General features: G+C 72.7%; 23 protein-coding genes and 1 pseudogene. 15 read left to right on the top strand and 9 right to left on the bottom strand.

Features of this window, described 5'->3' with window-relative positions; all coding sequences use genetic code 11:
- The 5 genes and pseudogenes from ACWGIG_RS20710 to ACWGIG_RS20690 form a co-directional block, all read left to right on the top strand.
- Window positions 1–460: pseudogene (locus ACWGIG_RS20710) on the top strand (hypothetical protein); the annotation flags it as partial.
- A gap of 118 nt (window positions 461–578) precedes the next feature.
- Window positions 579–815 (top strand): acyl carrier protein, encoded by a 237-nt coding sequence (locus ACWGIG_RS20705; RefSeq protein ID WP_453323095.1) that lies wholly within the window; start codon window positions 579–581, stop codon window positions 813–815.
- Window positions 812–2,098, top strand: a complete 1,287-nt coding sequence (locus ACWGIG_RS20700; RefSeq protein ID WP_453323094.1) for a beta-ketoacyl-[acyl-carrier-protein] synthase family protein — start codon at window positions 812–814, stop codon at window positions 2,096–2,098. The genes ACWGIG_RS20705 and ACWGIG_RS20700 overlap by 4 nt, the downstream gene beginning before the upstream one ends.
- A complete protein-coding gene (locus ACWGIG_RS20695; protein WP_453323093.1) occupies window positions 2,095–3,090 on the top strand; it encodes a hypothetical protein in 996 nt (331 codons plus the stop codon). Before ACWGIG_RS20700 ends, ACWGIG_RS20695 begins: the two co-directional genes overlap by 4 nt.
- On the top strand, window positions 3,083–4,606 hold the full coding sequence (locus ACWGIG_RS20690) for a patatin-like phospholipase family protein (RefSeq protein WP_453323092.1): 1,524 nt from the start codon (window positions 3,083–3,085) through the stop codon (window positions 4,604–4,606). Before ACWGIG_RS20695 ends, ACWGIG_RS20690 begins: the two co-directional genes overlap by 8 nt.
- A 33-nt stretch (window positions 4,607–4,639) precedes the next feature.
- Here ACWGIG_RS20690 and ACWGIG_RS20685 read toward each other — a convergent pair whose 3' ends face one another.
- Entirely contained in the window at window positions 4,640–6,004 is a 1,365-nt protein-coding gene (locus tag ACWGIG_RS20685; protein WP_453323091.1) for an MFS transporter, read from the bottom strand.
- A 153-nt stretch (window positions 6,005–6,157) separates the two neighbouring features.
- On the opposite strand from ACWGIG_RS20685, the gene ACWGIG_RS20680 reads away from it, so the two are divergent.
- The 6 genes from ACWGIG_RS20680 (at window position 6,158) to ACWGIG_RS20655 (ending at window position 10,491) form a co-directional block, all read left to right on the top strand.
- Window positions 6,158–7,438 carry an aminotransferase-like domain-containing protein gene (locus ACWGIG_RS20680; protein WP_453323090.1) on the top strand — a complete coding sequence of 427 codons (1,281 nt, stop codon included), beginning with the start codon at window positions 6,158–6,160 and terminating at the stop codon, window positions 7,436–7,438.
- Window positions 7,435–8,139, top strand: coding sequence for a Type-2Aa cytolytic delta-endotoxin (locus ACWGIG_RS20675; protein WP_453323096.1), 705 nt, complete (start codon window positions 7,435–7,437; stop codon window positions 8,137–8,139). Before ACWGIG_RS20680 ends, ACWGIG_RS20675 begins: the two co-directional genes overlap by 4 nt.
- Window positions 8,140–8,276: 137 nt before the next feature.
- Window positions 8,277–9,275: an oxidoreductase gene (locus tag ACWGIG_RS20670; protein WP_453323089.1), complete on the top strand. Its 999-nt coding sequence runs from the start codon at window positions 8,277–8,279 to the stop codon at window positions 9,273–9,275.
- A gap of 147 nt (window positions 9,276–9,422) precedes the next feature.
- Window positions 9,423–9,686 carry an alpha/beta hydrolase fold domain-containing protein gene (locus ACWGIG_RS20665; protein ID WP_453323088.1) on the top strand — a complete coding sequence of 88 codons (264 nt, stop codon included), beginning with the start codon at window positions 9,423–9,425 and terminating at the stop codon, window positions 9,684–9,686.
- Window positions 9,687–9,781: 95 nt separating this feature from the next.
- On the top strand, window positions 9,782–10,102 hold the full coding sequence (locus ACWGIG_RS20660) for an ArsR/SmtB family transcription factor (protein ID WP_453323087.1): 321 nt from the start codon (window positions 9,782–9,784) through the stop codon (window positions 10,100–10,102).
- The gene (locus ACWGIG_RS20655; RefSeq protein ID WP_453323086.1) at window positions 10,099–10,491 is read left to right on the top strand and encodes a VOC family protein; all 393 of its coding nucleotides are present in this window, start codon (window positions 10,099–10,101) and stop codon (window positions 10,489–10,491) included. The genes ACWGIG_RS20660 and ACWGIG_RS20655 overlap by 4 nt, the downstream gene beginning before the upstream one ends.
- On the opposite strand, the gene ACWGIG_RS20650 is transcribed toward ACWGIG_RS20655, so the two are convergent.
- Entirely contained in the window at window positions 10,460–10,921 is a 462-nt protein-coding gene (locus ACWGIG_RS20650) for an ATP-binding cassette domain-containing protein (RefSeq protein WP_453323085.1), read from the bottom strand. The two genes, ACWGIG_RS20655 and ACWGIG_RS20650, sit on opposite strands and share 32 nt — an antisense overlap.
- Here ACWGIG_RS20650 and ACWGIG_RS20645 point away from each other — a divergent pair.
- A complete protein-coding gene (locus tag ACWGIG_RS20645; protein ID WP_453323084.1) occupies window positions 10,859–11,014 on the top strand; it encodes an oxidoreductase C-terminal domain-containing protein in 156 nt (51 codons plus the stop codon). The two genes, ACWGIG_RS20650 and ACWGIG_RS20645, sit on opposite strands and share 63 nt — an antisense overlap.
- Window positions 11,015–11,026: 12 nt before the next feature.
- On the opposite strand, the gene ACWGIG_RS20640 is transcribed toward ACWGIG_RS20645, so the two are convergent.
- From ACWGIG_RS20640 to ACWGIG_RS20630, 3 genes are all read right to left on the bottom strand, one after another.
- Window positions 11,027–12,298, bottom strand: coding sequence for a D-alanyl-D-alanine carboxypeptidase family protein (locus tag ACWGIG_RS20640; RefSeq protein ID WP_453323083.1), 1,272 nt, complete (start codon window positions 12,296–12,298; stop codon window positions 11,027–11,029).
- A 182-nt stretch (window positions 12,299–12,480) separates the two neighbouring features.
- Entirely contained in the window at window positions 12,481–13,878 is a 1,398-nt protein-coding gene (locus tag ACWGIG_RS20635) for a hypothetical protein (protein ID WP_453323082.1), read from the bottom strand.
- 115 nt (window positions 13,879–13,993) lie between these two features.
- Window positions 13,994–15,439, bottom strand: a complete 1,446-nt coding sequence (locus tag ACWGIG_RS20630; protein WP_453323081.1) for a glyceraldehyde-3-phosphate dehydrogenase — start codon at window positions 15,437–15,439, stop codon at window positions 13,994–13,996.
- A gap of 295 nt (window positions 15,440–15,734) precedes the next feature.
- Between ACWGIG_RS20630 and ACWGIG_RS20625 the strand changes: the two genes are divergently transcribed.
- Entirely contained in the window at window positions 15,735–16,487 is a 753-nt protein-coding gene (locus tag ACWGIG_RS20625; RefSeq protein WP_453323080.1) for a spermidine synthase, read from the top strand.
- A gap of 64 nt (window positions 16,488–16,551) precedes the next feature.
- On the opposite strand, the gene ACWGIG_RS20620 is transcribed toward ACWGIG_RS20625, so the two are convergent.
- The gene (locus ACWGIG_RS20620; protein WP_453323079.1) at window positions 16,552–17,088 is read right to left on the bottom strand and encodes a helix-turn-helix domain-containing protein; all 537 of its coding nucleotides are present in this window, start codon (window positions 17,086–17,088) and stop codon (window positions 16,552–16,554) included.
- Window positions 17,089–17,331: 243 nt separating this feature from the next.
- Here ACWGIG_RS20620 and def point away from each other — a divergent pair, with 243 nt between their 5' ends.
- Window positions 17,332–17,991: a peptide deformylase gene (def, locus tag ACWGIG_RS20615; RefSeq protein ID WP_453323078.1), complete on the top strand. Its 660-nt coding sequence runs from the start codon at window positions 17,332–17,334 to the stop codon at window positions 17,989–17,991.
- Window positions 17,992–18,132: 141 nt separating this feature from the next.
- On the opposite strand, the gene ACWGIG_RS20610 is transcribed toward def, so the two are convergent.
- Window positions 18,133–18,327 carry a hypothetical protein gene (locus ACWGIG_RS20610; protein ID WP_453323077.1) on the bottom strand — a complete coding sequence of 65 codons (195 nt, stop codon included), beginning with the start codon at window positions 18,325–18,327 and terminating at the stop codon, window positions 18,133–18,135.
- A 240-nt stretch (window positions 18,328–18,567) separates the two neighbouring features.
- On the opposite strand from ACWGIG_RS20610, the gene ACWGIG_RS20605 reads away from it, so the two are divergent.
- On the top strand, window positions 18,568–19,149 hold the full coding sequence (locus tag ACWGIG_RS20605) for a response regulator transcription factor (RefSeq protein ID WP_453323076.1): 582 nt from the start codon (window positions 18,568–18,570) through the stop codon (window positions 19,147–19,149).
- Between the two features lie 41 nt (window positions 19,150–19,190).
- Here the strand turns inward: ACWGIG_RS20605 and ACWGIG_RS20600 are convergent, their stop codons facing one another.
- Window positions 19,191–21,143, bottom strand: coding sequence for an ATP-binding cassette domain-containing protein (locus tag ACWGIG_RS20600; protein WP_453323075.1), 1,953 nt, complete (start codon window positions 21,141–21,143; stop codon window positions 19,191–19,193).
- On the bottom strand, window positions 21,140–22,891 hold the full coding sequence (locus ACWGIG_RS20595; RefSeq protein ID WP_453323074.1) for an ABC transporter ATP-binding protein: 1,752 nt from the start codon (window positions 22,889–22,891) through the stop codon (window positions 21,140–21,142). Before ACWGIG_RS20595 ends, ACWGIG_RS20600 begins: the two co-directional genes overlap by 4 nt.
- Between the last annotated feature and the right edge of the window lie 135 nt (window positions 22,892–23,026).

The raw sequence follows: 23,026 nt of genomic DNA, 5'->3' as shown, positions 1-23,026 counted from the left end.
TCCCGGAAGCGCGCTCCCTCCCCCCTCGGCCCCCGCTCCCACCCCGTACCTCCGCCCCGAGTGGGCTGCCGTTGCCGAGTGGGCCGTCATCTTCGTCCTGGTCGGGCTGAGCCTGGTCTGGGCCGCGACCGACTACGCCGCCGCCGTCGGCCGGGACCGTGCCGACCGGTTCGTCGCGAAGCTCCCCACCTCCACCACCACCGTCCTGCGCAGCACCCGCAGCCTCGGCCTCGACATCCCCGGCATACGCGAAACGCGCTGCGCCGACACCAAGTCCGCCTATCCGTACCGCTACGAAGGGCTGGTCCTCGTCATCCAGTCAGCCAACCAGTACGTCCTCCTGCCGCAGTCCTGGAGACCGGTCGACGGCATCGCGGTGATGCTGCCGCGCACCGACTCCGTACGCCTGGAATTCGTCCCGCATCAGGCCCGCGGCATCCTCGGCCGCCCCGCCTGCTGAAGTCCTTGTGCAGGGAACACGAAGAGATGCAGGGACACGAAGAGCTATGGGGATGATTTATCCGATAAGCGCGGTAATGTCCGGCAATCCGGTTCATGAGGAATGCAAGGAGGCAGCCGTGACGGCCGTGTTTGCTGAAGTCAAGGTGCTGATGGCGGAAACGCTGCGGATCCCGGCGGCCGACATCCACCTCGACGGGTCGCTGGACGACCTGCGGGTGGATTCGCTCGCGATGGCGGAGCTCTGCGTCGCACTGGAGGGCATCTACGGCAGCAAGGTGGACGGCGACCGGCTGGCCCGGGCCAGGACCGTCGACGAGTTGGTCACGCTCGTGGAGAAGGGCATCCGCCGGTGACGGATGCGGCCGTGGTCACGGGCCTCGGCCTGGTCACTCCGGCGGGCATCGGCGTACCGGCCAGCTGGGAGGCCATCTGCGCCGGGCGCGGCACGGCCAGCCTGGATCCAGGCCCAGGCCCAGGCCCAGGCCCAAGCCCAGGAGCAGGAGCAGGTGCAGGTGCAGGGCCCGGGCCCGGGTCCCGCCCGGCCCCCGGCCACCTCACCTGCCGCGTCCCCGGGTTCGACGCCGATTCCCTGCTGGGCGCGCGCGAGGCCCACCGGCTGGAGCGGTTCAGCCAGTTCGCGCTCGTCGCCGCAGCCGAGGCCCTCGCGGACGCCGGGCTCGACACGGACGCCTGGGACGGCGCACGGGTCGGCGTCGTACTCGGCACCGCCTTCGGCGGCCTGAACGCCTACACCGTCGCCCAGCAGGCCCTCGACAGCGGGGGCGCCCACACCGTCTCCCCCCTGCTCCTCCCGCTGTACCTGCCGAACATGGTCGCCGGGCAGACCGCGATCGCCCACCGTGCCACCGGGCCCTGTCTGGTGGTCAGCACCGCCTGTGCCTCCGGGGCCAGTGCCGTCGGCGTCGCGCGCGACATGCTGCTCGCCGGGCGCTGCGACGTTGTGATCACCGGTGGCAGCGAGTCCGCGCTGACCCCCGCCGTGCTGTCCGGCTTCGCCCGCCTCGGGGCGCTCTCCGGGCCGGGCGACGGCGACCCGGCCACCGCGTCCCGCCCCTTCGACACCGCGCGCGACGGCTTCGTCGCGGCCGAGGGCGCGGGCGTGCTGATCCTGGAGCGCGAGTCCCACGCGCGTGCGCGCGGCGCCCGCGTCCATGCCCGGCTGGCCGGTTACGGGGCGAGCGCCGACGCCCACCACCCCGTGGCCCCGCACCCGGACGGCGCCGGCCTGGAGTCGGCGGTACGGGGCGCGCTGGCCGACGCGGGAGTGGCGGCGGGGGACGTGGACCACGTCAGCGCCCACGCCACCAGTACGCCCCTGGGCGACGCGGTGGAAGCCGCCGTCCTCGCCAGGCTCCTGCCGCACCGTCCGCTCGTCACCTCGGTCAAGGGCGTCATCGGCCATGCCCTGGGAGCCGCGGGCGCCATCGAGGCGGTCTGCTCGGTGCTGTCCGTGGCGCGCGGGACGGTGCCGCCGACGGCCAACCTCACCGCGGCGGACCCCGAGTGCGACCTCGACATCGCCCGTACCGCCGTACGGAGAAAGGTGGGCGCGGTCCTCACCACCTCCGTCGGCTTCGGCGGACAGAATGCGGCGTTGGTGGTGACCGCACCGTGAACCGCCTCCACCGCCTCCACCGCCACTTTCACGCCTCCGTGCGCGGGCTCCGGCTGCTGGGTGCGTACGTCGCCCGGTTCGAGGTCCCGGCGCTGCTGGCCGTGCTCCGCGGCCGGGCCTCGGACACGCAGGAGTGCGAGCGGCTGCTGGCGCGGCTCACCCACCGGTTGTTCACCGACGGCCTGCGCCGGGCCGGGCTCACCCTGGACACCGGGGACGGCCTGCCGCTGCCCGCCCCCGACCGCCCCGTCGTCCTGCTGCTGCGGCACGCCGGGCCGCTCAACTTCCAGCTGGCGGCACTGCTCGCCTGCCACCGCCTGGACCGCGGCCTGCTCAGTGTGGGGCGCTCCCTGCCGGGCCGGGACCCGGCGGTCGGGCTCCTCGTCCGCCGGCTCCGGGTGGACCTGATCCGCTGGAACAGGAGCGGCCCGGCCCGCGCCATGCGGGTGCTGATCCACCACGCCCGGGACATGGGACCCGGCGACGTCCTCGCGTACTTCCCCGAAGGTGCGAACATGACCGCCGCGGGGCGCCGCAGAACCCTGGCCGCGATGGACGACAGAGACCCCGAACGGGCTTGCTGGGCACGGCAGTTGAGACATGTGCTGCCGCCGGTCTCGGCCGGTGCCGCGCGCGTGCTGTCCCAGGCGGCGGAGGCCGACGTGCTCGTCGTCGGCCACACCGGCCTGGAGGACCTCGTCGGCGGCGTCGTCGACATCGGCTGTCCGCCGCCCCTGGTGGACGAGCGCCGGATCCACCTCACCTGGTGGCACACACCCGCCGAGGACGTGCCCCGCGAACCCGCCGAGGCCGCCGCCTGGCTCGACGGGCAGTGGGCTGCCATGGACCAGTGGATCGCCCGCAAGCGCGGCGCGCCGGGTCCGGGTTTCCCGGCCACCGCACCCGACGATGCCCCGGCCCGCCACCCCGGCAGCGCCCTCCGCCCGTACCCCCGCAACCGCACCCCAGTGGGAGACCCCGGTCATGACTGACACCCAGGCCACCACCGGCCGACCCGACGCCGCTGCCGCCGCCGCTCCCCGCGTCGCCTTCGTCCTGGGCGGCGGCGGGCCGCTCGGCGGCTATCAGGCGGGCATGGTGCGTGCCCTGTTCGAGCGCGGCATCATGCCCGACTTCGTCATCGGCACGTCGATCGGCTCCGTACAGGGCGCCATGATCGCGAAGAATCCCACTCCGTCCGTGTGCGACGAGATGGAGAACTTCTGGCGGGACTTCGTCACCAGCGGGGCGATGCGGCTGAACGCGCGCAGCATCCTCAACGCCCTGACGATGCGCCCGGCGATCAACTCCCACGACGTGGTCCGCCGACTGTTCATCAAGCACCTCGGTGCCTCCACCCGTATCGAGGACCTGGCGGTGCCCTACCAGTGCACGGCCGTCTCCATCGAGCGCGCCACCGTCCGCTACTTCGACTCGGGTCCGCTGGTCCCCGGCGTCATGGCGTCCTCCGCGGTCCCGGGGCTGTGGCCGCCGGTGCGGATCGGCGAGGAGCACTACGTCGACGGCGGAGTGGCGGAGTCCGTGCCCATCACGCGGGCGATCGCACACGGAGCCACGACGGTGTACGTGCTGCGGATGCGGCAGAAGGAGAAGCAGCTGAGGCCCGCCCGCTTCCCCTGGCAACTGGGTCCCACGATCCTGGAGCTGTCCCGCCGACACCACCTCCACCACGCCCTCAACAGCCGGCCGGACGGCGTGGCGGTGCACGTCCTGCCCAGCGGCGAGGACCTCATGGAGCCGCCGGACAACGGGGCGTGGACCACCCGGCGCGAGGAGCTCGCCACCATCCACCGACGGGTGGAGAGCGGCCACCGGGCAGCGGCACGCTTCCTCGACGGGAAGGAGAGCCTGCGGCCGACGGCCCCCCGCCGCAGCGCTCCCGCCGTGTCGTCCGTACGCAGACCGCTGACGCCGTTCGTGGAGGGCAAGCTCCGCGGGCATTTCGACGTGTACGACACGGATGCCGACGGCGTCGTCTCCGGTACGGACTTCCAGCGGGCGGCGCAGCGGATCGCGGGCGCGTTCGGGCGCGCGGAGGGAAGTGCGCACGCGATCGCGCTGGAGCGGGAGTTCACCGCCTACTGGGAGAGTCTCGCGGCGGCGGCGGGGGCCGTACAGAAGGGGGTGGGCGCGGACGCGGCGACACTGACGAAGGAGCCGTTCGGCAAGGCCCTGGCCGGAATCACGTCGAGTTCCGCCGCCTACACCACGCACGTGCTGCCGGTCGTGTCGGTGATCCTCTCGGCTGCCGACGAGGACAACGACGGCTTCCTGAACCCCGTCGAGACCCGCCGCCTGCTGCTCGCCCTGGGCGTCGCCGAGTCCGAAAGCAGGTTGGTGGTACGGCGGTTGGACACCAACGGGGACGGGGTCACCAGCCTCGACGAGCTGGCGGAGGCCTTCCACGACTACTTCACGAGCAGCGAACCCGGCTGCGTGGGAAACCTGTTGTTCGGGACACACCTGTCGTTCGGGACAGGGCCCTGACCCGGAGGCCCCCGACAGCTCAGCGGCCCCGGCTCAGAGGGAAACAGCGGGGGCCGGGTGGGCGTCCAGCTCCCTGCCCTTCGTCTCCGGCGCCGCCACCGCCGTCCACACCATCGCGGCCACCACCGCCACGCCCAGCAGGGTGAACGTCCACGGCAGTCCGAGCACCGGCCACAGCACCGACCCGAAGAGCAGCGGTGCGAAACCCGTCAGCGACCGGCTCACCGACGACGCCCACCCGAAGCCGGTGGCGCGCAGCGGGGTCGGGTACAGCTCGGAGGCGTACGCGTACAGCGCGGGGATCGCCAGCTGGATCAGGAAACCGAACACGGCGATCGCCACCAGCGGGGCCGTCTCCCGGTCCCGTACGAGCGCGAAGACGACCAGCGCGACGGTCGCGAGCGGCGCGCTCACCCCGATCAGCCACTTGCGGCCGACGACGTCCACCAGGGCCGTCGAGACGAGCACGCCCAGGATGCCGAGTCCGGCCATCAGCGTCGTCCCGGTGAACGCGGCGGTGTCGCCCTGCCCCTCGGCCTTGAGGAGGGACGGCATCCAGCTCAGCGCCGCGTAGTAGACCAGCATGATCGTGGCGAACATCAGCCAGACCGCCGAGGTGATGCGGGGGCTGAACGACCAGATGAGGCGCAACTGTTCGGCGGCTGCGGCGAGTCCCTTCGTACGGGGAGCGGCGGGCGGCCGGGGCACGGCGTACGGCTCGACGGGGGCGCCCGTACGGGACACGAGGTCGTCGATGACCGTCCGCGCCTCGTGCTCGCGGCCCTTCTCGGAGAGGTAGACCGGCGACTCCGGGACGCCCCGCCTGACCCAGAACAGCAGCAGCGCGGGCAGCGTCATCGTCAGCAGCATCCACCGCCAGTTCCCGTCCAGCGGCAGCATCGCCGTCGAGACGAGGCCGCACAGCGTGACCCCGATCGGCCACCACAGGTCGAGCGCGGTGAGGATCCGCCCCCGGTACTTGCGCGGCGAGAACTCACTGACCAGCGCGTAGTCGACGGGAATGCACCCGCCGAGGCCGATGCCTGCGAGGAAGCGGAGGAGCAGGAAGATCCAGTACGTGGGCGAGAGCGCGCCGAGCACCGAGAACACGGCGAAGATCAGCAACGTGACGCTGAACGCCTTCTTGCGGCCGATCCGGTCCGCGACCGAGCCCCACGCGACGGCGCCGACGGCCATGCCGACGAGGTTCGCGGTGGCGACCAGACCGCGCTCGCCGATGGTGAGGCCGAACTCCTTGCCGACCAGGGGCATCAGGAAGCCGTTGAGGGCGATGTCGTACGCGTCGAAGAGGTAGCCGAGGCCGCCGATGACGAACACCTTGCCCTGAACACCCCATCTCCAGGGGAGTTCCTGGACGATCTGATCGCCTGTCTTCACTGCTGTGCCAACTTCACTGCTGCTCCAAGCGGGGGCTGACGGCCGAGGTGGGGGAGCCCGATCATAGATCCTGTTCGATCTTGCCCGGGGCAAGGTGCTCGGATACTGGAAACCCCCCGGGCGGGGGGCTTCCTCTTCGTAGGGTCTGCAGGTATGACCACCACAGCCGGAAGCAGTCCGGCCCCCGTCCCGAGCCCCGCCGGTCCCGCGAGCCCCGCCGGCACTGCCGACCCCGCCGGTCCCGGCAGCGCCGCCGCAGCGGCCCTCCCCGCCCTCGCCGCCCGTACCGCCGCCGTCGGCGGGTCTCCCGTCCGGGAGATCCTCGCGCTGACCGACGCCCCCGACATCATTTCCTTCGCGGGCGGTCTGCCCGCTCCCGAACTGTTCGACGCAGGGGCCATCCGGGCCGCGTACGACGCGGTGCTGCGCGAGTCGCCGCACCGGGTGCTCCAGTACTCGACCACCGAGGGCGACCCGTCGCTCCGTGCCGCCGTCGCCGCCCGGCTCGCCGTACGGTCCCTGCCGACCGGCGCCGACGACCTGTTGATCACCAGCGGCTCGCAGCAGGGGCTCTCGCTGCTGACCTCCGCACTCCTCGAACCCGGCGACACCGTCCTGGTCGAGGACCCCACGTACCTCGCCGCGCTCCAGTGCTTCGGGCTCGCGGGTGCCCGGATCGTCCCGGTGCCCACGGACGACGACGGCATCGTCCCGGACGCCCTGGACGCGCTCGTCGCGTCCGAGCGCCCCAAACTGCTCTATCTGGTCCCCAACTTCCAGAACCCCACCGGCCGTACGCTCCCCCTCGCCCGCCGTCGGGCCGTCGCCGAGATCGCGTCCAGGCGCGGGCTCTGGATCGTCGAGGACGATCCGTACGGCGAACTGCGCTTCGAGGGCGAACCGGTGCCGTGGATCTCCCGGTGCCCCGGCGCGGAGGATCGCACGATCCTGCTCAGCAGCTTCTCCAAGGTGATGGCCCCCGGGCTGCGGCTCGGCTGGCTGCGCGGGCCCGTCGAGCTCCGGCGGGCCTGCGTGATCGCCAAGCAGGCCGCCGACCTGCACACCCCGACCCTCGACCAGGCGGCAGCGGCCCGCTACCTCGCCGACAGCGACCTGGACGTCCACCTCGCCGTCGTCCGTGACGCCTACCGCATCCGCCGTGACGCGCTCCTCGCGGGACTGGCCGACGCACTGCCCTCCGGCAGCACCTGGAACCACCCCGAGGGCGGCATGTTCCTCTGGGCCCGCCTGCCCGACGGAAGCGACGCAACCACCCTGCTGAAGAAGGCGGTCGCGCATCAGGTGGCCTACGTCCCCGGTGCCCCGTTCTACGCGGGCACCCCGGACCCGGCGACGCTGCGCCTCTCCTTCACCACGCACACGCCCGACGAGATCGCGATCGGCCTGACCCGGCTGGCCGAGGCGTTCGGCTGACCCGGACGCGGTGGGGGGCGGGGCCGGGCGTCCCTGCATACTGGCCCCGCCCTGATCGGCACGGCGCTCTCAGGGCTCCCTCGCGACTCCGTCACGACTCCCTCAGGAGGAGAACCTCAGCAATGGCAGCAACCTTCAAGACCGTCATGGAAGTCGGCCCCGACCACCTCGACCAGGCCCGGGCCGTCGACCGGCTGTTCCAGCAGGCGATCGCCCCGGCCACTGTCAACTTCGACTTCGGCCACATCCGGGAGGCCGCCGCCGCGATCCCGGACAGCTCGATCGTCAAGCTGGTGCGGGGCTGGGGCCTCCAGGAGACCGCGCCCGTCGGGGTCATGGCGCTCTCCCTCAAGGAAGCGGTGCGCCAGGCGCTCCCCGGGGAGTTCGCCGAGGCCTCCTTCTGGGGCACCGTCGAGGACGAACTCGTCGGCGCGTTCACCGGCCTCGCCGCCCAAGAGGGCGCGCCGGGGCTCTCGTACTACGAGGAGACCCCCGAGCGCACCAGTTACTACCGCGACCTGTTCTTCGCCCTCCAGGGCGAGGAGACCGGCGACCACCTGTACGCGATCGCGTTCTGCGTCGACGTGAGCGTCGGTCTGGACCGGGCGAGCGCGGGTGCGCTGGAGCTCACGGACATCGCCCCGTACCGGATCCGCCTCAACGCGATCGTCGTACGTCAGCAACTGCGGCTCGCCGCCTGACGGTTCGCGCTCCTCGCGCCTTCGCACTCCCACCGGCCCGCCGTCCCGGGCCGGGGTCGGAGGCGAGGTCGGAGGCGGGGTCCGCCGAGAGCGAACCGGTCTGGGCGGACCGGGGCTCACGGTGCTTGGGTGGTGCGATGGAGATCTTGGTTCTGGGTGGAACAGCATGGCTGGGCCGGGAAGCGTCCCGGCAGGCGATCGCGCGCGGCCACCGGGTGACGTGCCTCGCGCGGGGCGAGAGCGGTGACGTCGCGGACGGGGCGGAGCTGGTGGTCGCCGACCGGCGCGACCCCTCGGCGTACGAGCCGCTGCTCGGCCGGGACTGGGACGCGGTCGTCGAGGTGTCGTGGCAGCCCGGCTTCGTACGAGAGGCGCTCGACGCCCTCGGCGCCAGGGCGGCGCACTGGAGCTACGTCTCCTCCGTCAGCGCGTACGCCTCCCACGGGACCCTGGGCGCGGACGAGTCCGACGCACTCCTGCCACCGGCCGAACTCGACGAGGTGGGACGGGAGTTGTACGGCGAGGCGAAGGTGGCCTGCGAGCAGGCGTCGGCGGCCGTCCTGGGCGAGCGCCTCCTCGTCGCACGCGCAGGGCTGATCGGCGGTCCCGGCGACCACAGCGGACGCACCGGCTACTGGGTGGCGCGCGCCGCACGCGATCGGCGGGGCCCGATGCTGGTTCCCGACGAACCGGCCCTGGCGACCCAGACGGTCGACGCGCGGGACCTCGCCTCCTGGCTGCTCGACGCGGCCGAGAAGCGGACCGTCGGCACGTACAACGCGGTGGGGCCTGTCGTCCCGTTGCAGGAGTGGATCGAGCTGTCCCGTACGACGGGCGGGCACACGGGCCCTGCGGTCACCGCCGAATCGGCGTGGCTGCTCACCCACGGGGTGGTTCAGGCCATGGGGCCGGGGTCGCTGCCGATGTGGGTGGCCGAGCCGGGCTGGGAAGGCTGGGCGGCCCGCGACGGGTCGGCGGCGCGCGACGCGGGGCTGCGGCACCGGCCCCGGGCGGACATGCTGGCCGACACGCTGCGCTGGGAGCGAGAGCAGGGCCTCGACCGGGAACGGCGGGCCGGGCTGTGCGCGGAGCGGGAGCGCGAACTGCTCGAAGCGCTCGGCGCGCTCGGCGCCTGACGTCGGTCGGCCGGGGGCTTCCTCGGTCGATGTCGAGCAGTCGCCATGAGGTGAGGGCGATCGAGGAGCTCAACAGCCCGTCGGGGTCGGTGAGTTCGAGGCCCAGGGGCTTCGCGATCTGGTGAAGCGCAGGGCGGTACGGGCCTTGTGCCGGGGCCGGCCGAGGCTCGCGGCGGCGGCGGTGCCCGCCCGTACCCCCGCTGGAAACCGGGCCCGGTCCCCGGGTGGGCCGCCGACCTGGCGGGACTGCCGCCCGCCTGTGTCGCCGTCGCGGAGTTCGACCCGTTCCGCGACGAGGACACCGCCTACGGACTGCGCCTGCTCCAGTCGAGTGACGGCCGGGTGGGGACGGGCCGAGGACAGGCCGAGGTCGGGCCGAGGGTGGGCTGGGGACAGGCCGAGTCGGGCTGAGGGTGGGCCGAGGACAGGCCGAGGTCGGGCCAGGCGCCGGCCGGGGAGCGTCGCCGCACTTGATAGGCAAGTCATCACTTGCCTATCCTGGAGTGGTGACGGACGATGTCTTCAAGGCACTGGCCGACCCCACCCGCCGGAAGATCCTCGACGAGCTGGCGGAGCGGAGCGGTCAGTCCCTGTTCGAAATATGTACGCGGCTCACGACCCGGCACGGACTGGGGCTGTCGCGCCAGGCGGTCAGCCAGCATCTGGCCGTCCTGGAGGCGGCCGACCTGGTCCGGGTCAGGCGCGAGGGCCGCTACAAGTTCCACGACCTGAACACCCGACCTCTGGAGCGCATCATGGGTCGCTGGCTCACCCCCGGCGCCCCGCCCGATGCCCCGAGCCGCACCGAACCGGAGCCGATTCCATGAAGATCCACCTGACCAGCGTCTTCGTCGACGACCAGGAAAAGGCCCTGCGCTTCTACACGGAGATCCTGGGCTTCGTGAAGAAGCACGAGGTGCCGCTGGGCGAGTACCGCTGGCTGACCGTCGTGTCGCCCGAGAACCCCGACGGCACGGAGCTCCTCCTCGAACCCGCCGCCCACCCCGCCGTCGAGCCGTACCGGAGCGCACTGGTCGAGGACGGCATTCCGGTGGCCCAGTTCGCCGTGGCCGACGTCCACGCGGAGTTCCGCAGGCTGACCGCGCTGGGGGTGCGGTTCACGCAGGAGCCGATGGACGCAGGGCCGGTGACCGTCGCCGTACTGGACGACACCTGCGGCAACCTCATCCAGATCGCGACGGAGCCCGCCTTCTAGCGATGGTGGTGGTGTGTCGGTGCCGGTCGAGGGTCACGATCCGGTCGGCGGCGGCGAGCCCCGACTGTGCGTGGGTGACCAGGAGCGTGGTGCGGCCCCGGGTGGCGTCGAGGATGTCGCCGAGCACGGCGGCTGCGGTGTCCGGGTCGAGTCCCTCGGTGGGCTCGTCCAGGACGAGTACCGGCGGATCGGCGAGCAACGCCCTTGCCAGCAGCAGGCGTTGGCGCTGACCGCCCGACATGGTGGCGCCGTCCTCGCCGAGGAGGGTGTCCCAGCCGTCGGGCAGTGACTCGATCCAGTCGAGGATCCTGGCCCGCCGGGCCGCCTCGCACAGGTCGGCCTCGGTGACGGCCCCGAGGCGTTCTCGGTGCTCCTCCGCCGAGGCACGACCCTGCTGGCGGTCGAGTCGGTCAACCGCCCCCTCGACCACCTGCTGGCCCGTCAAATCCTGTGCAGGAAAGTCGAGTTGAGCCCGGATGGGATCGCCGCAGAGGGCTTCTCCCTCGCCTCGTTGCTTCCGTGAGGGGCGCTCCCGTCAGGCGGTCGGCGCGTTCTCGCTCCCTTCCGCGCCCTTCTCGGGGCCGGCGTCCTTGCGGCGCTTGAGGGCGAAGGCGACCGCGCCTCCCGCGACCACCACCGCCGCGCCGATTCCGGTCCAGCCGAGTGCACCCGGTGACGTCGATTCGGAGGCGGTGGTGGCCGCGGCGCCGCCCCTGGGGGGATTCGGCTCGTGGGCCGTGGCCGTGGCGTTCAGGCTGCCGATCGGCTTGGCCTTGCCCGCTGCGGCGAAACCCCAGTCGAGGAGCTGGCGCATCTCGTGGTAGATCTCGTCGTGCTTCTGCTCCTGCGGGTTCATCACCGTGACCAGGAGCGTACGGCCGTCGCGCTCGGCGGCCTCGGCGAGGGTGTTGCCCGCGTGGGTGGTGTAACCGTTCTTGCCGCCGATCAGGCCGGGGTACTTGGCGACCCCGCCGATCCCGGACAGCATCCGGTTGGTGTTGGAGATGCCGAACGGCTTGCCCTTGGTCTGCGGGCCGCCCGGGAACTTGGCGTCGGCCGTGGAGCAGTACTCCTTGAAGTCCTTGTTCTTCAGGCCCTCGCGCAGGAACAGCGACAGGTCGTACGCCGAGGAGACCTGCCCCGGGGCGTCGTAGCCGTCGGGGCTCAGGACGTGGGTGTCCTTGGCGCCCAGTGCCTCGGCCCGCTTCTGCATGTCGGCGACCGTCTTCGGCACGCCGCCGTTCATCGCGGCGAGGACGTGCACGGCGTCGTTGCCCGAGCGCAGGAACACCCCGCGCCACAGGTCCGCCACCTTGTACTGCTGCCCCGGCACGATGCCGACCGCGCTGCTCCCGGCACCCATCCCGACCAGGTCGGCGTCGGTGACCTTGTGGCTGGTGCCGTGCGGAAGGCCGGGCAGCACGGTGTCGGCGAAGAGCATCTTCAGGGTGCTGGCCGGAGGGAGCGCCCAGTGGGCGTTCGACGCGGCGAGGACGTCTCCGGTGCCGGCGTCCGACACGATCCACGACAGCGCGGAGAGGTTCGCGGGCAGTGCGGGCGCCCCCGCGCCGACCTGCGGGCCCGGCTTGCCCAACTGCTCGCCGCCGACCGTCGACATCTGCGCGGGCGGCGTCCTGCCCTTCGACCCTCCGGTGGCGTCCGGCGCCGCAGTGGCCGGCGGGGTGGTCCGCGCAAGCGAGAGGTGCGTGCTCGCGACGGCGGGAGAGACCCCGGCGAAAGCGGTGACCGCGGTCGCGGACAGGGCCACGAACCCGCGGCGGACCTGCGGGGATATAGAGGGACGCATCGCCCGAACGTATCGCAGCCGAAGAGGTGTGAACGACGCGTGGAGCTCCGTCGGGACGTGGAGTTCGCCACGGGTCGACGAGGGAACGGAACGGCCCCGGATCCCGTCCGGCCGCCGGTGCCACGAGACAGCCCAGGCAGTCACACGCAGTCGTAGGCAGTCGTGGGAATCCGATCGTACGGCTACGGCGGTGTCAGCGCGTCCCAGGCGGCGTCGATGCCGAGGGCCAGGTCCGCGTGGCAGGCCTGGTGGAGGTCGAAGTCCCGGGTCATGTCGACGTAGTAGCCGTCCGGCAGGGTCGACTCGGCGCGGGAGAGGTCGGAGTTCAGGGCGTCGAGCTGGTGGAGCATCCGGTGGGTGTCGAGCAGGGAGTTGCGCAGGGCGTCGGCGAGGGGCCCCTGGGCCTCGTGCCCGGTGTCCACGCCGGGCCGGTGCATCGCACGGAGGGCCAAGTGCAGTGCCGCGCGCCGGAATCGGGACAGTGCGAGGGACAGCTCGATGCCGTCGTAGGACACTTCGATCGTATAGGGGTCGTCATCGGACAGGCCCCGCACCAGGGAACCGGCCCGGCGCGGTACGTCGAGGTTCTTCACGGCGTCGAACATCGGCGCGGCGCGCGCGGCGTCCCGCATCAGCGCCACGGCGAAGTCCCGGGCGTCCGGCGCCGTGAAGTCGTCGCGGGTGGTGCGGAATCCGGACAGCTCGGACTCTCGCCGGAACCTCTCCACCTGGAGGGCGAACACCGCCCCGAGCCGCCCCGCCGCCAGCTCCGCCACGGGAAACCGGTCCCGCTCGGCGTCGAGGTACGGGGCGTCGTGCACCGCGAGGCCGGCGGCGTACGCCCGTACACCGGAAGGGACGGGCTCGGCAAAGGTGTGCAGCAGGGGGGCGCCGTACGGCGGCACAGGGAGCGGTGAGCCGAAGCCGCGGAATGTCAGGGGGAGTTGAAGGGCTTCGTCGCTCACCCGGTCGAGTCCGGCCTTCAGGTCGAGTACGGGGTCCAGAGCGCCGACCAGCTCGGCCAGCAGTCCCACGAAGCGGTCGTCCCGCTCCTCCGCTTCCGGCCCGGCCCCGAGAACTCTGCCGACGTGGTGCAACGTCCGGTGCACCTTGGGCATCGAGAGCCCCAGCTCGTAGCCGATGGCTCCGGGCGGGCAACCGGTCAACCTGTGGGCGAGGACGTCGAGCTGACGCTCATTCAGCTCACGGAGCGGGGCGAGTGCCGCTGCTGTGCGCGTGTGCAGGGGCGGGCTCTCGACTCCTGCCCCCAGCAAGGGATCCGGCGTGGCGACCGCCGCTCCTCCGCGAGCGGCCGCCGCCAGCCGGAACGTCCAGGTCCGCAGCCCCTGGGCGTCGACCCCGGTGCTCGTACCGAGTCGGCCCGTCCAGCGGTGCGCCACGGTCATCGCGTCCTGGGCGAGGCGTACCGCCTCGACAAGGCCGGTGCCCCGCAGGAGCAGCAGGGCGACGAGCGGCGCCGCATGCGCCCGGTAGAAGTCCTCGAACCCCGAACCGCCCTCGGAGGGCGCCGCACCCACCGGTTCCGCACCCGTCGGGCCCACCGGTTCCGTACTCGTCAACTCGCCCGCCCCGTCCCGCTGTTCACCGTCATGGTCACTGCCGTTGTCGGGAGAACGTTAACTGCCCCGCACCCCTCAGGGGAGGGATGCGGGGCAGTCGGTGCAGCAGCGGGGGTCAGACCACCGGGGCCGGGTACGTCGGGTACTCGACGCCGGAGACGTGCTGGACCACGCGGATGACCTGGCAGGAGTAGCCGAACTCGTTGTCGTACCAGAGGTAGAGGATCGCGTCGTCGCCCTCGACCTTGAGCGCGCCCGCGTCGATGATCGACGAGTGGCGCGAGCCGATGAAGTCGCTGGAGACCGCGTCGGGAGCGCTGGTGAAGTCGATCTGGCGCTTGAGCGGCGAGTTCAGCGAGATGTCGCGGAGGTGGTCGACGACCTCCTCGCGGGTGGCCTCGCGGGCGAGCCGCAGGTTGAGGATCGCGATCGAGACGTTCGGGACCGGGACGCGGATCGAGCTGCCGGTGATCCGGGCGTCGAGGTCGGGCAGCGCCTTCGCGACGGCGGACGCGGCGCCCGTCTCCGTGATCACCATGTTGAGCGGTGCGCTGCGGCCACGGCGGTCGGAGCCGTGGTAGTTGTCCAGCAGGTTCTGGTCATTGGTGAACGAGTGGACGGTCTCCACGTGGCCGCGCAGCACGCCGTACTCGTCGGCCATCGCCTTCAGCGGCGGCACGATCGCGTTCGTGGTGCAGGAGGCGCAGGACAGGATCCGCTCGTCCGGCTTGATGGTGTCGTGGTTGACGCCGTGCACGATGTTCGGGACGTCGCCCTTGCCCGGCGCGGTCAGCACGACCTTGGCGATGCCGGGGCGCAGGTGCTTGGAGAGGCCCTCGCGGTCCCGCCAGCGGCCGGTGTTGTCGATCAGGATGGCGTCCTTGATGCCGTACTCCGTGTAGTCGACCTTGGTCGGGTCGTCGGAGTAGATCATCTTGATCGTGTTGCCGTTGGCGATGATCGTGTCGTTCGACTCGTCGACGGTGATCGTGCCCTGGAACTGGCCGTGGATGGAGTCGCGCCGCAGCAGCGAGGCGCGCTTCACGATGTCCTGGCCCGCACCCTTGCGGACCACGATGGCGCGCAGCCGCAGGCCGTTGCCCGAGCCGGCCTTCTCGATGAGGAGGCGGGCCAGCAGGCGGCCGATGCGGCCGAAGCCGTAGAGCACGACGTCGCGGGACTCGTTGCGCTCGATCTTGTTCTCGCCCGTGGCGCCCGAGACGGCTTCGGCGGTGAATTCCTCCACCGAGAGGCCGTGGTCGTCGGCCCGGTACGCCTCGGCGAGGAGGCCGATGTCGATCTGGGACGGGCCCAGGTCGAGCGTGGTGAGCGCCTGGAGGAAGGGCAGCGTCTCGGTGATCGAGAGCTCCGCACCGGCAATCTGGCGGGCGAATCGGTGGGTCTTGAGGATGCTGACCACCGACTTGTTCACCAAGGAGCGGCTGTGGATCAGGACCGTGACATCACGCTCCCGGTGCAGCTTCCCGATGATGGGGATCATCGACTCCGCGATTTCCTCGCGGTTCTTCCAATTGGTGAACGAGTCGTCGTTGACAGTCACAGGGTTTCTCTTTCGAGCTAGGCGGCGCTCATATGCTAACCCTCCGGTGTTTTGATCATGCACGCGGCCCGTTCCAGGCGCTCAAAGGCCCGCTCGGCGGTCATCGGCCGGGCGGTCCCGTGGTCGCTCCGCGGGTGCGCTGATGCTCGCCGCCTGCGCGGTCTTCGTCCTGTCCGGCGGAACCCCGGCAGCCCGGGAGGTGACGGTGGGGGAGCGTGCGGTGGAACCCCCGGGGGCGAGGTTTCGTTGAGCCGGAGAGCGACCGGACCGTACGGTCGCGGAGAGGAGTTGCCCCATGTCGGCCCCGACCGAAGTCCCTGTTCGGATCGACCGCCGCGAAGGCGCGCACGGTGAGGTCGTGCTGCGACGGCGCGGCGAGGCGACGTACGAGATCATCGTCAACGGCTGCTTCCTGATGGACACTTCGGACGGCCGCTCCGAGCGGCTGCTCGTCGACGCCGCCCATGCAGCCCACGCCGCCTGCACGGCCTCCGATGGGCACGTTCCGGAACGGCCCTCGCTGCTGATCGGCGGACTCGGCGTCGGATTCTCCCTCGCGCACGCCGCCGCGCAGGAGCACTGGGGAGCGATCACCGTCGTCGAGCGGGAGGAAGCGATCGTCGACTGGCACAGGGCCGGGCCGCTGGGTGGCATCTCCGGTGCCGCGCTGGCCGATCCGCGCGTGTCCGTGCTGTGTGCGGACCTGGTGGCCCATCTGTGCGTGCCCGGGCAGGGGGCGCAGGGGTGGGCGGGGGAGACGCATGAGGCACGGGTGTACGACGTGCTGTGCCTGGACATCGACAACGGCCCCGACTGGACCGTCACCGAAGACAACCGCAGTCTCTACACCCCCGTCGGTCTCGCTGCCTGCCGCGCCAGGCTGAACCCCGGCGGTGTCCTTGCCGTCTGGTCCGCGCAGCCGTCGCCGCGCTTCGAGCAGGCGCTGCGCGACGCCGGGTTCGAGGCCGTGCGGACCGAGGAGGTGGCGGTGGAGCGGGGCGTGCCGGACGTGGTGCACCTGGCCCGCAACCCGGGCCGGGAGCGCTGAACCCCCGTTCCGGGGCGGCGGACTCCGACGAGGGTCGCGGTCCGCCTCACGGCGAGGGTCTCGCTCACCGGTGTGCGGGGTTCTCGGGCAGCAGGGGGAACAGCCTGGTGATCGCGGCCACGGGCACGGCGCCCGCGGGGCGCGTGCCGGGTCGCAGGTCCCGTTCGAGGTAGCCGGCCAGCAGGTGGCGGACGGCGGCGGCGAGTTCGGCCGTTTCCGCCGGGGTGAGGTGAACCACGGCGCTGAAGGACCCGTCCTGCTGCCACTCGGCCGGGGCCTGGTCCCGGTGGGTCAGCCAGTGCCGGTGGCTCTCGTCCTCCAGCCCCAGGGCGAGCGCGCTGAAACCTGCCGCGGCTTCCGGGCCGGACCGCTCGGACGGCTCCCAGCGCAGTCGCCACGGCCGTGCCCGCCCGCCCGTGTGCGGCACTTCCTCGATGAGGCCGTGCCGGGCGAGCTGGCGCAGGTGGAACGAGCAGAGGCCCGAGCTGTGGCCGAGCCGGGCGGCGGCCTCCGTGGACGTGACGGTGCCGACCTCGGCGAGCAGGTCCAGCAGGGCGACGCGGACGGGGTGGTCGGGGAGGAGCCGTCGGGCGCGGTGCAACGGCGCTCCCGTCGAGGCCCCAGGGAGAACCGCCCGGGGATCCTCCTGGAGATCCGTCTGGGGATCCGCCTGGGGATCCTCCAGGAGATCGGCCCCGGGCACTTTCTGAGGCGCTGCTTGGGGTTTCTCGTCGTTCATTTGCAAAGAGTGCTACTTTGCAAAGCATTCGGTCAAATGGGCCCGAGGCCGGCCGGGGCGTCGTCCCCGGCGGGCCCGGACATGTGCGGAGGGTGTGGGTACGTCATGGCAGTGGGGTTCGGCGACACCTCGCGGGACCGCCGGGTGCGCGTGCAGGGCGAACCCGTCGATTCCTTTCCGAGGCTCGCACCGGAGGTCGAACGGGGCACGGTGCGCCGCATCACCGTCGTCGGGGAAGAGATCCTGCGGCGCCGGTGCCGGGAGGTCACCCGCTTCGGGACGCCGGAACTCTCGCGGCTGATCGACGACATGTTTGCCACGAACCAGGTGGCGGACGGCGCCGGACTCGCCGCCAACCAGATCGACGTGGACCTGCAGCTGTTCGTGTGGGACATCACGGACGAGTGGGGAGTGCGCCACGTCGGGCACATCGCCAACCCGGTGCTCGACGACGTGCCGGCCGACGACCGCAGGCTGGTCGACGAACCGGAAGGGTGCCTGTCCGTCCCCGGTCCCTTCCGTGTGGTGTCCCGCCAGGACCGTGCCGTCGTACGAGGCCGTGACAAGGACGGCAACCCCCTGGTGATCGAGGGCAGGGGCTACTTCGCCCGGTGCCTGCAGCACGAGACGGACCATCTGCACGGCCACCTCTATCTGGACCGGCTCGCCCAGCGGGACCGGAGGACGGCCCTGCGGGAGATGGCAGGGGCCAAGGACGAGGTGTACGCCCGACGTGCCGCCAGGGCCGCGGAGCTGGGCAAGTAGCGCCCCGCACGACGGGGGGCGCGGGTCAGCCGGTCCGGCGCCCCGACAGCGCCTGCCCGATCTTCGGTACGTCGCCGATCTCCAGGCCGACGCCGACCGGGCAGCCGACCGCGCGGGCCGGGCCCGCCCCCCGTTCCCAGGTCACAGCGCGTCCGATGCGTCCTTCAGCTTGCCGAGGTCGACGAACTTGAAGCCGGTCGCCTCCCGCTCCTCGCCGTCGCCGTCCCGGGCAGCCGGTGTGTCCTGACCGTCGGCGCTGTCGAACTCGCGGTCGTACACGGCGAAGGTGTTGTCCCCCTGGCTGGAGACCACGGGGAGGGGGAGTTGCCGCCGCATTCTGTCGCTCCCTGACGGCCTGCGAGTGGCCTGCGGGCGGCCGGGGGACGACCCTGGCCCTTTCGTACGTCTGTCTGGGGCGCACGATGGCGCACGGTGACAGGTGATGAGCCCCCCGTGCTCCCCGAGGCGGGTGGCGGAGCGTTCCTTCTCGCGCGTCCTGGGAACTGTGTTGCGGGTGTCCACCCGAAGCCACCTGAGGCCCCGGAGTCCTTGGGCCCCCCACAGGAGGAATGCACCGTGATACGTGTTCAAGTCGCCCATGCGGCAGGCCTTTTCCGCTCCGCGCTGGTCGCTCTGCTGCGTGCCGAAGCGGACCTCGACGTGTCGTGCGGCCCGCCGGGGTCCGGCGTGGAGTGCCAGGGCCAGGCCGAGGTCCGGGTCGCCGACGCCGAGGACCTGGTGCCGGGCCGCTCCGGTGGTCCAGAGGCCTCAGGAGGCGCCGGGTTGCTGGTGCTGGCCACCGCCCACCGGCCCGGTGTGCTGCGCCGCGCCTTCGACGCGGGCGCGCTCGGCTACGTCGACAAGGAGGGCTCCCCGGGGCGATTAGTCGAGGGAATCCACGTGGTCGCGAGAGGGGAGCGGTACGCCGACGTGTCACTGGCCGTCGGTCTCCTGCACGCCACGGAGATTCCCCTGACGCCGAGGGAGCTGACGGTGCTTGCCCTCGCCGCCGAAGGCGCCTGCGTCGTCGAGATCGCGCTCGCCCTGCACCTGTCCCGGGGCACCGTGCGCAACTACCTGGCGGCGTCCATCCGCAAGACCGGCGCCCGCAACCGGGTCGACGCGATACGCATCGCGCGCGGCGCGGGCTGGGTGTGAGCCGCTCCGCGCCACCGGCCGGCTTCGTTTCACCGGCCCGTTCAGGATGCCGCCGCCGTGCCGTCCTCGGCAGGGTGCGTTCCCTCGTCGTGCCAGTGGCCCGTCAGGTCCCGGTAGAGGGCGGACCGGTCGAGGAGTTCCTGATGCGTCCCGCAGTCCGCCCGGATTCCGTCCAGCACGAGGACCCGGTCGGCGCGCAGCGCGGAGGACATCCGGTGTGCCACCACGACCAGCGCCCCCGGCCGTGCGGCCAGGGCCCGCTCCGCCCGGTCCTCCGACTCCCGGTCCAGGTGGCAGGTCGCCTCGTCCAGCACGAGGAGCGGGGCGGGGGACAGGTGGGCGCGGGCGAGGGTCAGCAACTGCCTTTCCCCCTGCGAGAGTTCGTCCGGCACGAGAAGGGCGTCCAGGTCGCCGAGCCGGGCGATCAGCGGCCCCAGGTGCAGCGCGGCGACCGTCTCCTTCACCTCGGCGTCCGTCGCGCCGGGGCGGAGGTGGGTGAGGTTGTCGCGGACGCTCGCGGTGAAGACGTATGCCTCCTGAGGGACGAGTGCACGCAGGCGGGCCAGCTCGGCAGGGGTACGCCCCCGGAGGCACCGGCCGCCGAGGAGGACCGCGCCCCCGTCGGGGGACAGCAGTCCCGCGAGGACATTGGTCAGCGTCGACTTGCCGATGCCGCTGGGCCCCACCACGGCGAGGTGCTCCCCGGGGCCGACGGTCAGGTCGAGACCGTCCAGTACGGGGCGGGCGCCCGGCCCGTACGCGAGGCTGACGCCGAGCAGTTCGGCGGCGGGGGGCCGCTTGGGGGCGGGGGGCCGCCCGGCGAGGGCCGGACGTGCGGGCCGGGGGGCCCGGCGGACGGGAAGGGCCGGGCGGGGGCGGGGCGCCGGTGCGGAGCCGCCGGTGCCGTCGGCCCCGTCGCTCGGGCCGGCCGAACCGCCGCTCACGGCCCCGTCCGCCTCCGGGGCGGGCGCGAACCTGTCCAGGACCACCAGCAGTCGGGTGCCCGCCGCGCCCAGGGCCGTCATCAGCGTGTGCAGGGCGGGCAGCAGGGACTGTACGAGGTAGGTGAGCGCACCCGTCAGCGTGCCCGCGGTGAGGCCCCGGTCCAGCAGCCACGGGACGGCCATCAGGAGGAGTACGGGGGGGAGTTGGCCGGCCACCCCGAGTGCGACGACCCGGAGCGCGGACCAGCGCGCCAGCACTCCCGCCGCACGCTCCGCGGCCCACGCCGCCCCGGCGGCGCGCGCGCCCACCTCGACCTGCACGCCGCAGGCCACCACGTCGCGCAGGCCTGCGCCGGCCGCGCGCGTCCGGTCGGTGAACTCCTCCTCCGCGTCCAGGAACGCCCGCTGGGCGGTGGCCATCGGCCGCAGCGTCGCCAGGAAGAGCCCGAGCCCCAGCACCAGCGGAGGGGCCGTGACCACCAGCAACTCCGGTGCCAGCGCGAACATTCCGGCGAGCGTACCCACCGCGGTGAATACGAACGACCGTGCCGTGAGCACCAGCCCGGCGAAGCTGTCCCGGGCGATCTCGCTCTGCTGGGTGAGCCGGGAGACGGCGCTTCCGGTCGCCGTGCCGTCCCGGCCGGTCACGGCCCGGTGCAGGGCCTGGTCCACCGCGCGCCGTACCAGGGCGTCCCTGAACGGCTCGACCAGCGCCGAGAGTTGGGTGAAGACGCCGCGGGCGACCGGTCCGCCCGCGAGGATCGCGAGCGCGGCGAGGGCCAGCCAGGCCGTGCCGGGGCCCGCCTTCCCCACCAGGAAGCCACGGTCGAGCGCCTGCGCGAGGCAGTAGCCGCCGAGGAACGTCTGCGCCGACTCCACCAGCGACCACGCGGTGATCCGCACCAGCACGACCTTGCGCCGCGCGAAGAACCGCTTTCCGTCGCGCCGCAGTTCGCTACGTCGCAGGCCGTCGCGCCGCTGGCCGTCGCGCCGCAGCCCGGCGGGTGTGGAACCGCCCCGGTCGGGCCCGGTCGCCTCCCGAGTGCTCATGCCCGCCCCTCCGGTCCGTCGTCGGCGGCGGCGAAGACCGCCCGGTAGGCCCGGTGCTGCCACAGCTTCCGGTGCGGGCCCACCGCCCGTACCCGCCCCTCGTCCAGCCAGACGACCAGATCCGCGCGGGCCGCGGAGGAGAGCCGGTGGGCGACGCACAGGCGGGTGCCGGGGCCGACGTCGCGGGCGAGCGCCTCCTCCACGCGGCGTTCCGTCGCCGTGTCGAGGCTGGAGGTCGCGTCGTCGAGCACGAGGAGCCGCCCCGCGTGCGCGAACGCCCTTGCCAGACCCAGGCGTTGGAACTCCCCGCCGGAGAGCGGCGCATCGCCGGGCGCGGTGTCGTACCCCCGCGGCAGCAGTCGTACGAAGTCGTCGGCGCCCGCCGCTTCGGCCGCTGCCCGCACCTCGGCGGGCGACGCCGTGTACGCACCCGAGGCGAGCGCGTCCCCGAGGGTGTCCCCGAAGAGCGCCGGGCGCTCGAACGCGTACCCCACCTCGCGGCGCAACTGCCGCGCCTCGACGTCCCTCAGCGGTACTCCGTCCAGCAGCACGGTCCCCGCGTCCGGGTCGCACAGCCGCCCCGCGACCGCGGCCAGGGTCGACTTGCCCGCCCCGCTGCGGCCGACCACGGCCGTCGTCGTACCGCCGGGGAGCACCAGCGACACCCCGCGCAGCAGGAACTTCCCGTCCCGCACGACATCGACCCCGCGCAGTTCGAGGGTGCCGGGGCCGCCCGGCGGAAGCCCGTGCGCACCGTGCGGGAGGCCGGGCAGCGCCAGTACTTCGGCCACCCGGCGGGCGGCGGTGCGGCTGCGCACCAGCGAACCGATGAGGCCCGCCACCGCCCCGACCCCGGCGGCGAGGGCCGCGTACCGGGACGCGGCGAGGAGATCGCCGACGGTCATCCGCCCGGAAATCACCCCCAGGCCGCCGACCAGCACGACGGCGGTCGTCAGCAGGGGCAGCAGGACGCCGCTGCGTGCCACGGCGCGGCCGTGCACGACCCACATGAGGCGTCCCCGGACGCCGAGTTCGGGCAGCGGAGCCAGGATCCGGGCGCGCTCACGGTCCACGGTGCCCGCGGCGGCGATGCTGCGCGCCCCGGTCAGCGCCTCGGTGAGCCGCGACGCGAGGGTGGACTGGACCTGCTGGTAGCGGGCGATGCTGTCGGACGAACCGACGGCGAAGGCGCGCAGGACCAGCAGCAGAAGCGGCAGGCCCGCCGCGAAAGCCAGCGCGCACCAGGGGTCGACGAGGGCCAGCGCGACGAGAGCGCCGACCGGGGCGATCAACGCCGCGGCCAGACCGGCCGCGGCACCCGGTGCGGCACCGGCCTCGGTCGCGTTGGCGGACAGCCTGGTCGCGGTGTCGCCGGGGGAGAACCGGGCGGCGTGCCCGGGAGCACTACCCAGCAGCCGCGTCATGCCGATGCCGCGCAGCCACGCGGTCGACCGGGCCTGCGCGGTCCCGGTGAACAGGGCTTCGGCGGCTTCCAGCAGCACCTCGGCGACCACCAGAACACCGCACAGCACGAGCCAGCCCGTGGCGTCGGGATCGCGTGCGAGCAGCAGGTCCAGCGTGCGCCCGACGACGGCGGGCAGCGCGACGGCCGCCCCGGCGGAGAGCGCGGACGTGGTGAAGACACCCGCCGCGCGTCCCTTGTTGCGCCGGGCGACCGCCAGCAGCAGCCGGTCGGCGGGGGAGGTCAGGTGCTTGCGGGCCAGGTGCTTGCGGGCCAGGGTCGTCACGGGCGGCGCCCCACTCCCTCGTACGAACGTGTGTGGTCCGGTTTCTACGTGGTGCGGTTTCTACGTGTTCCGGTTTCTACGTGTTCCGGTTTCTACGTGGTGCGGCTTCTACGTGGTACGGGCCCCGGACGGAAC

This window comes from Streptomyces sp. NPDC054863 (genome assembly GCF_053610825.1).
The sequence above is the reverse complement of the archived record's forward strand: the minus strand, read 5'-3'. Positions and strand labels throughout refer to the sequence as shown.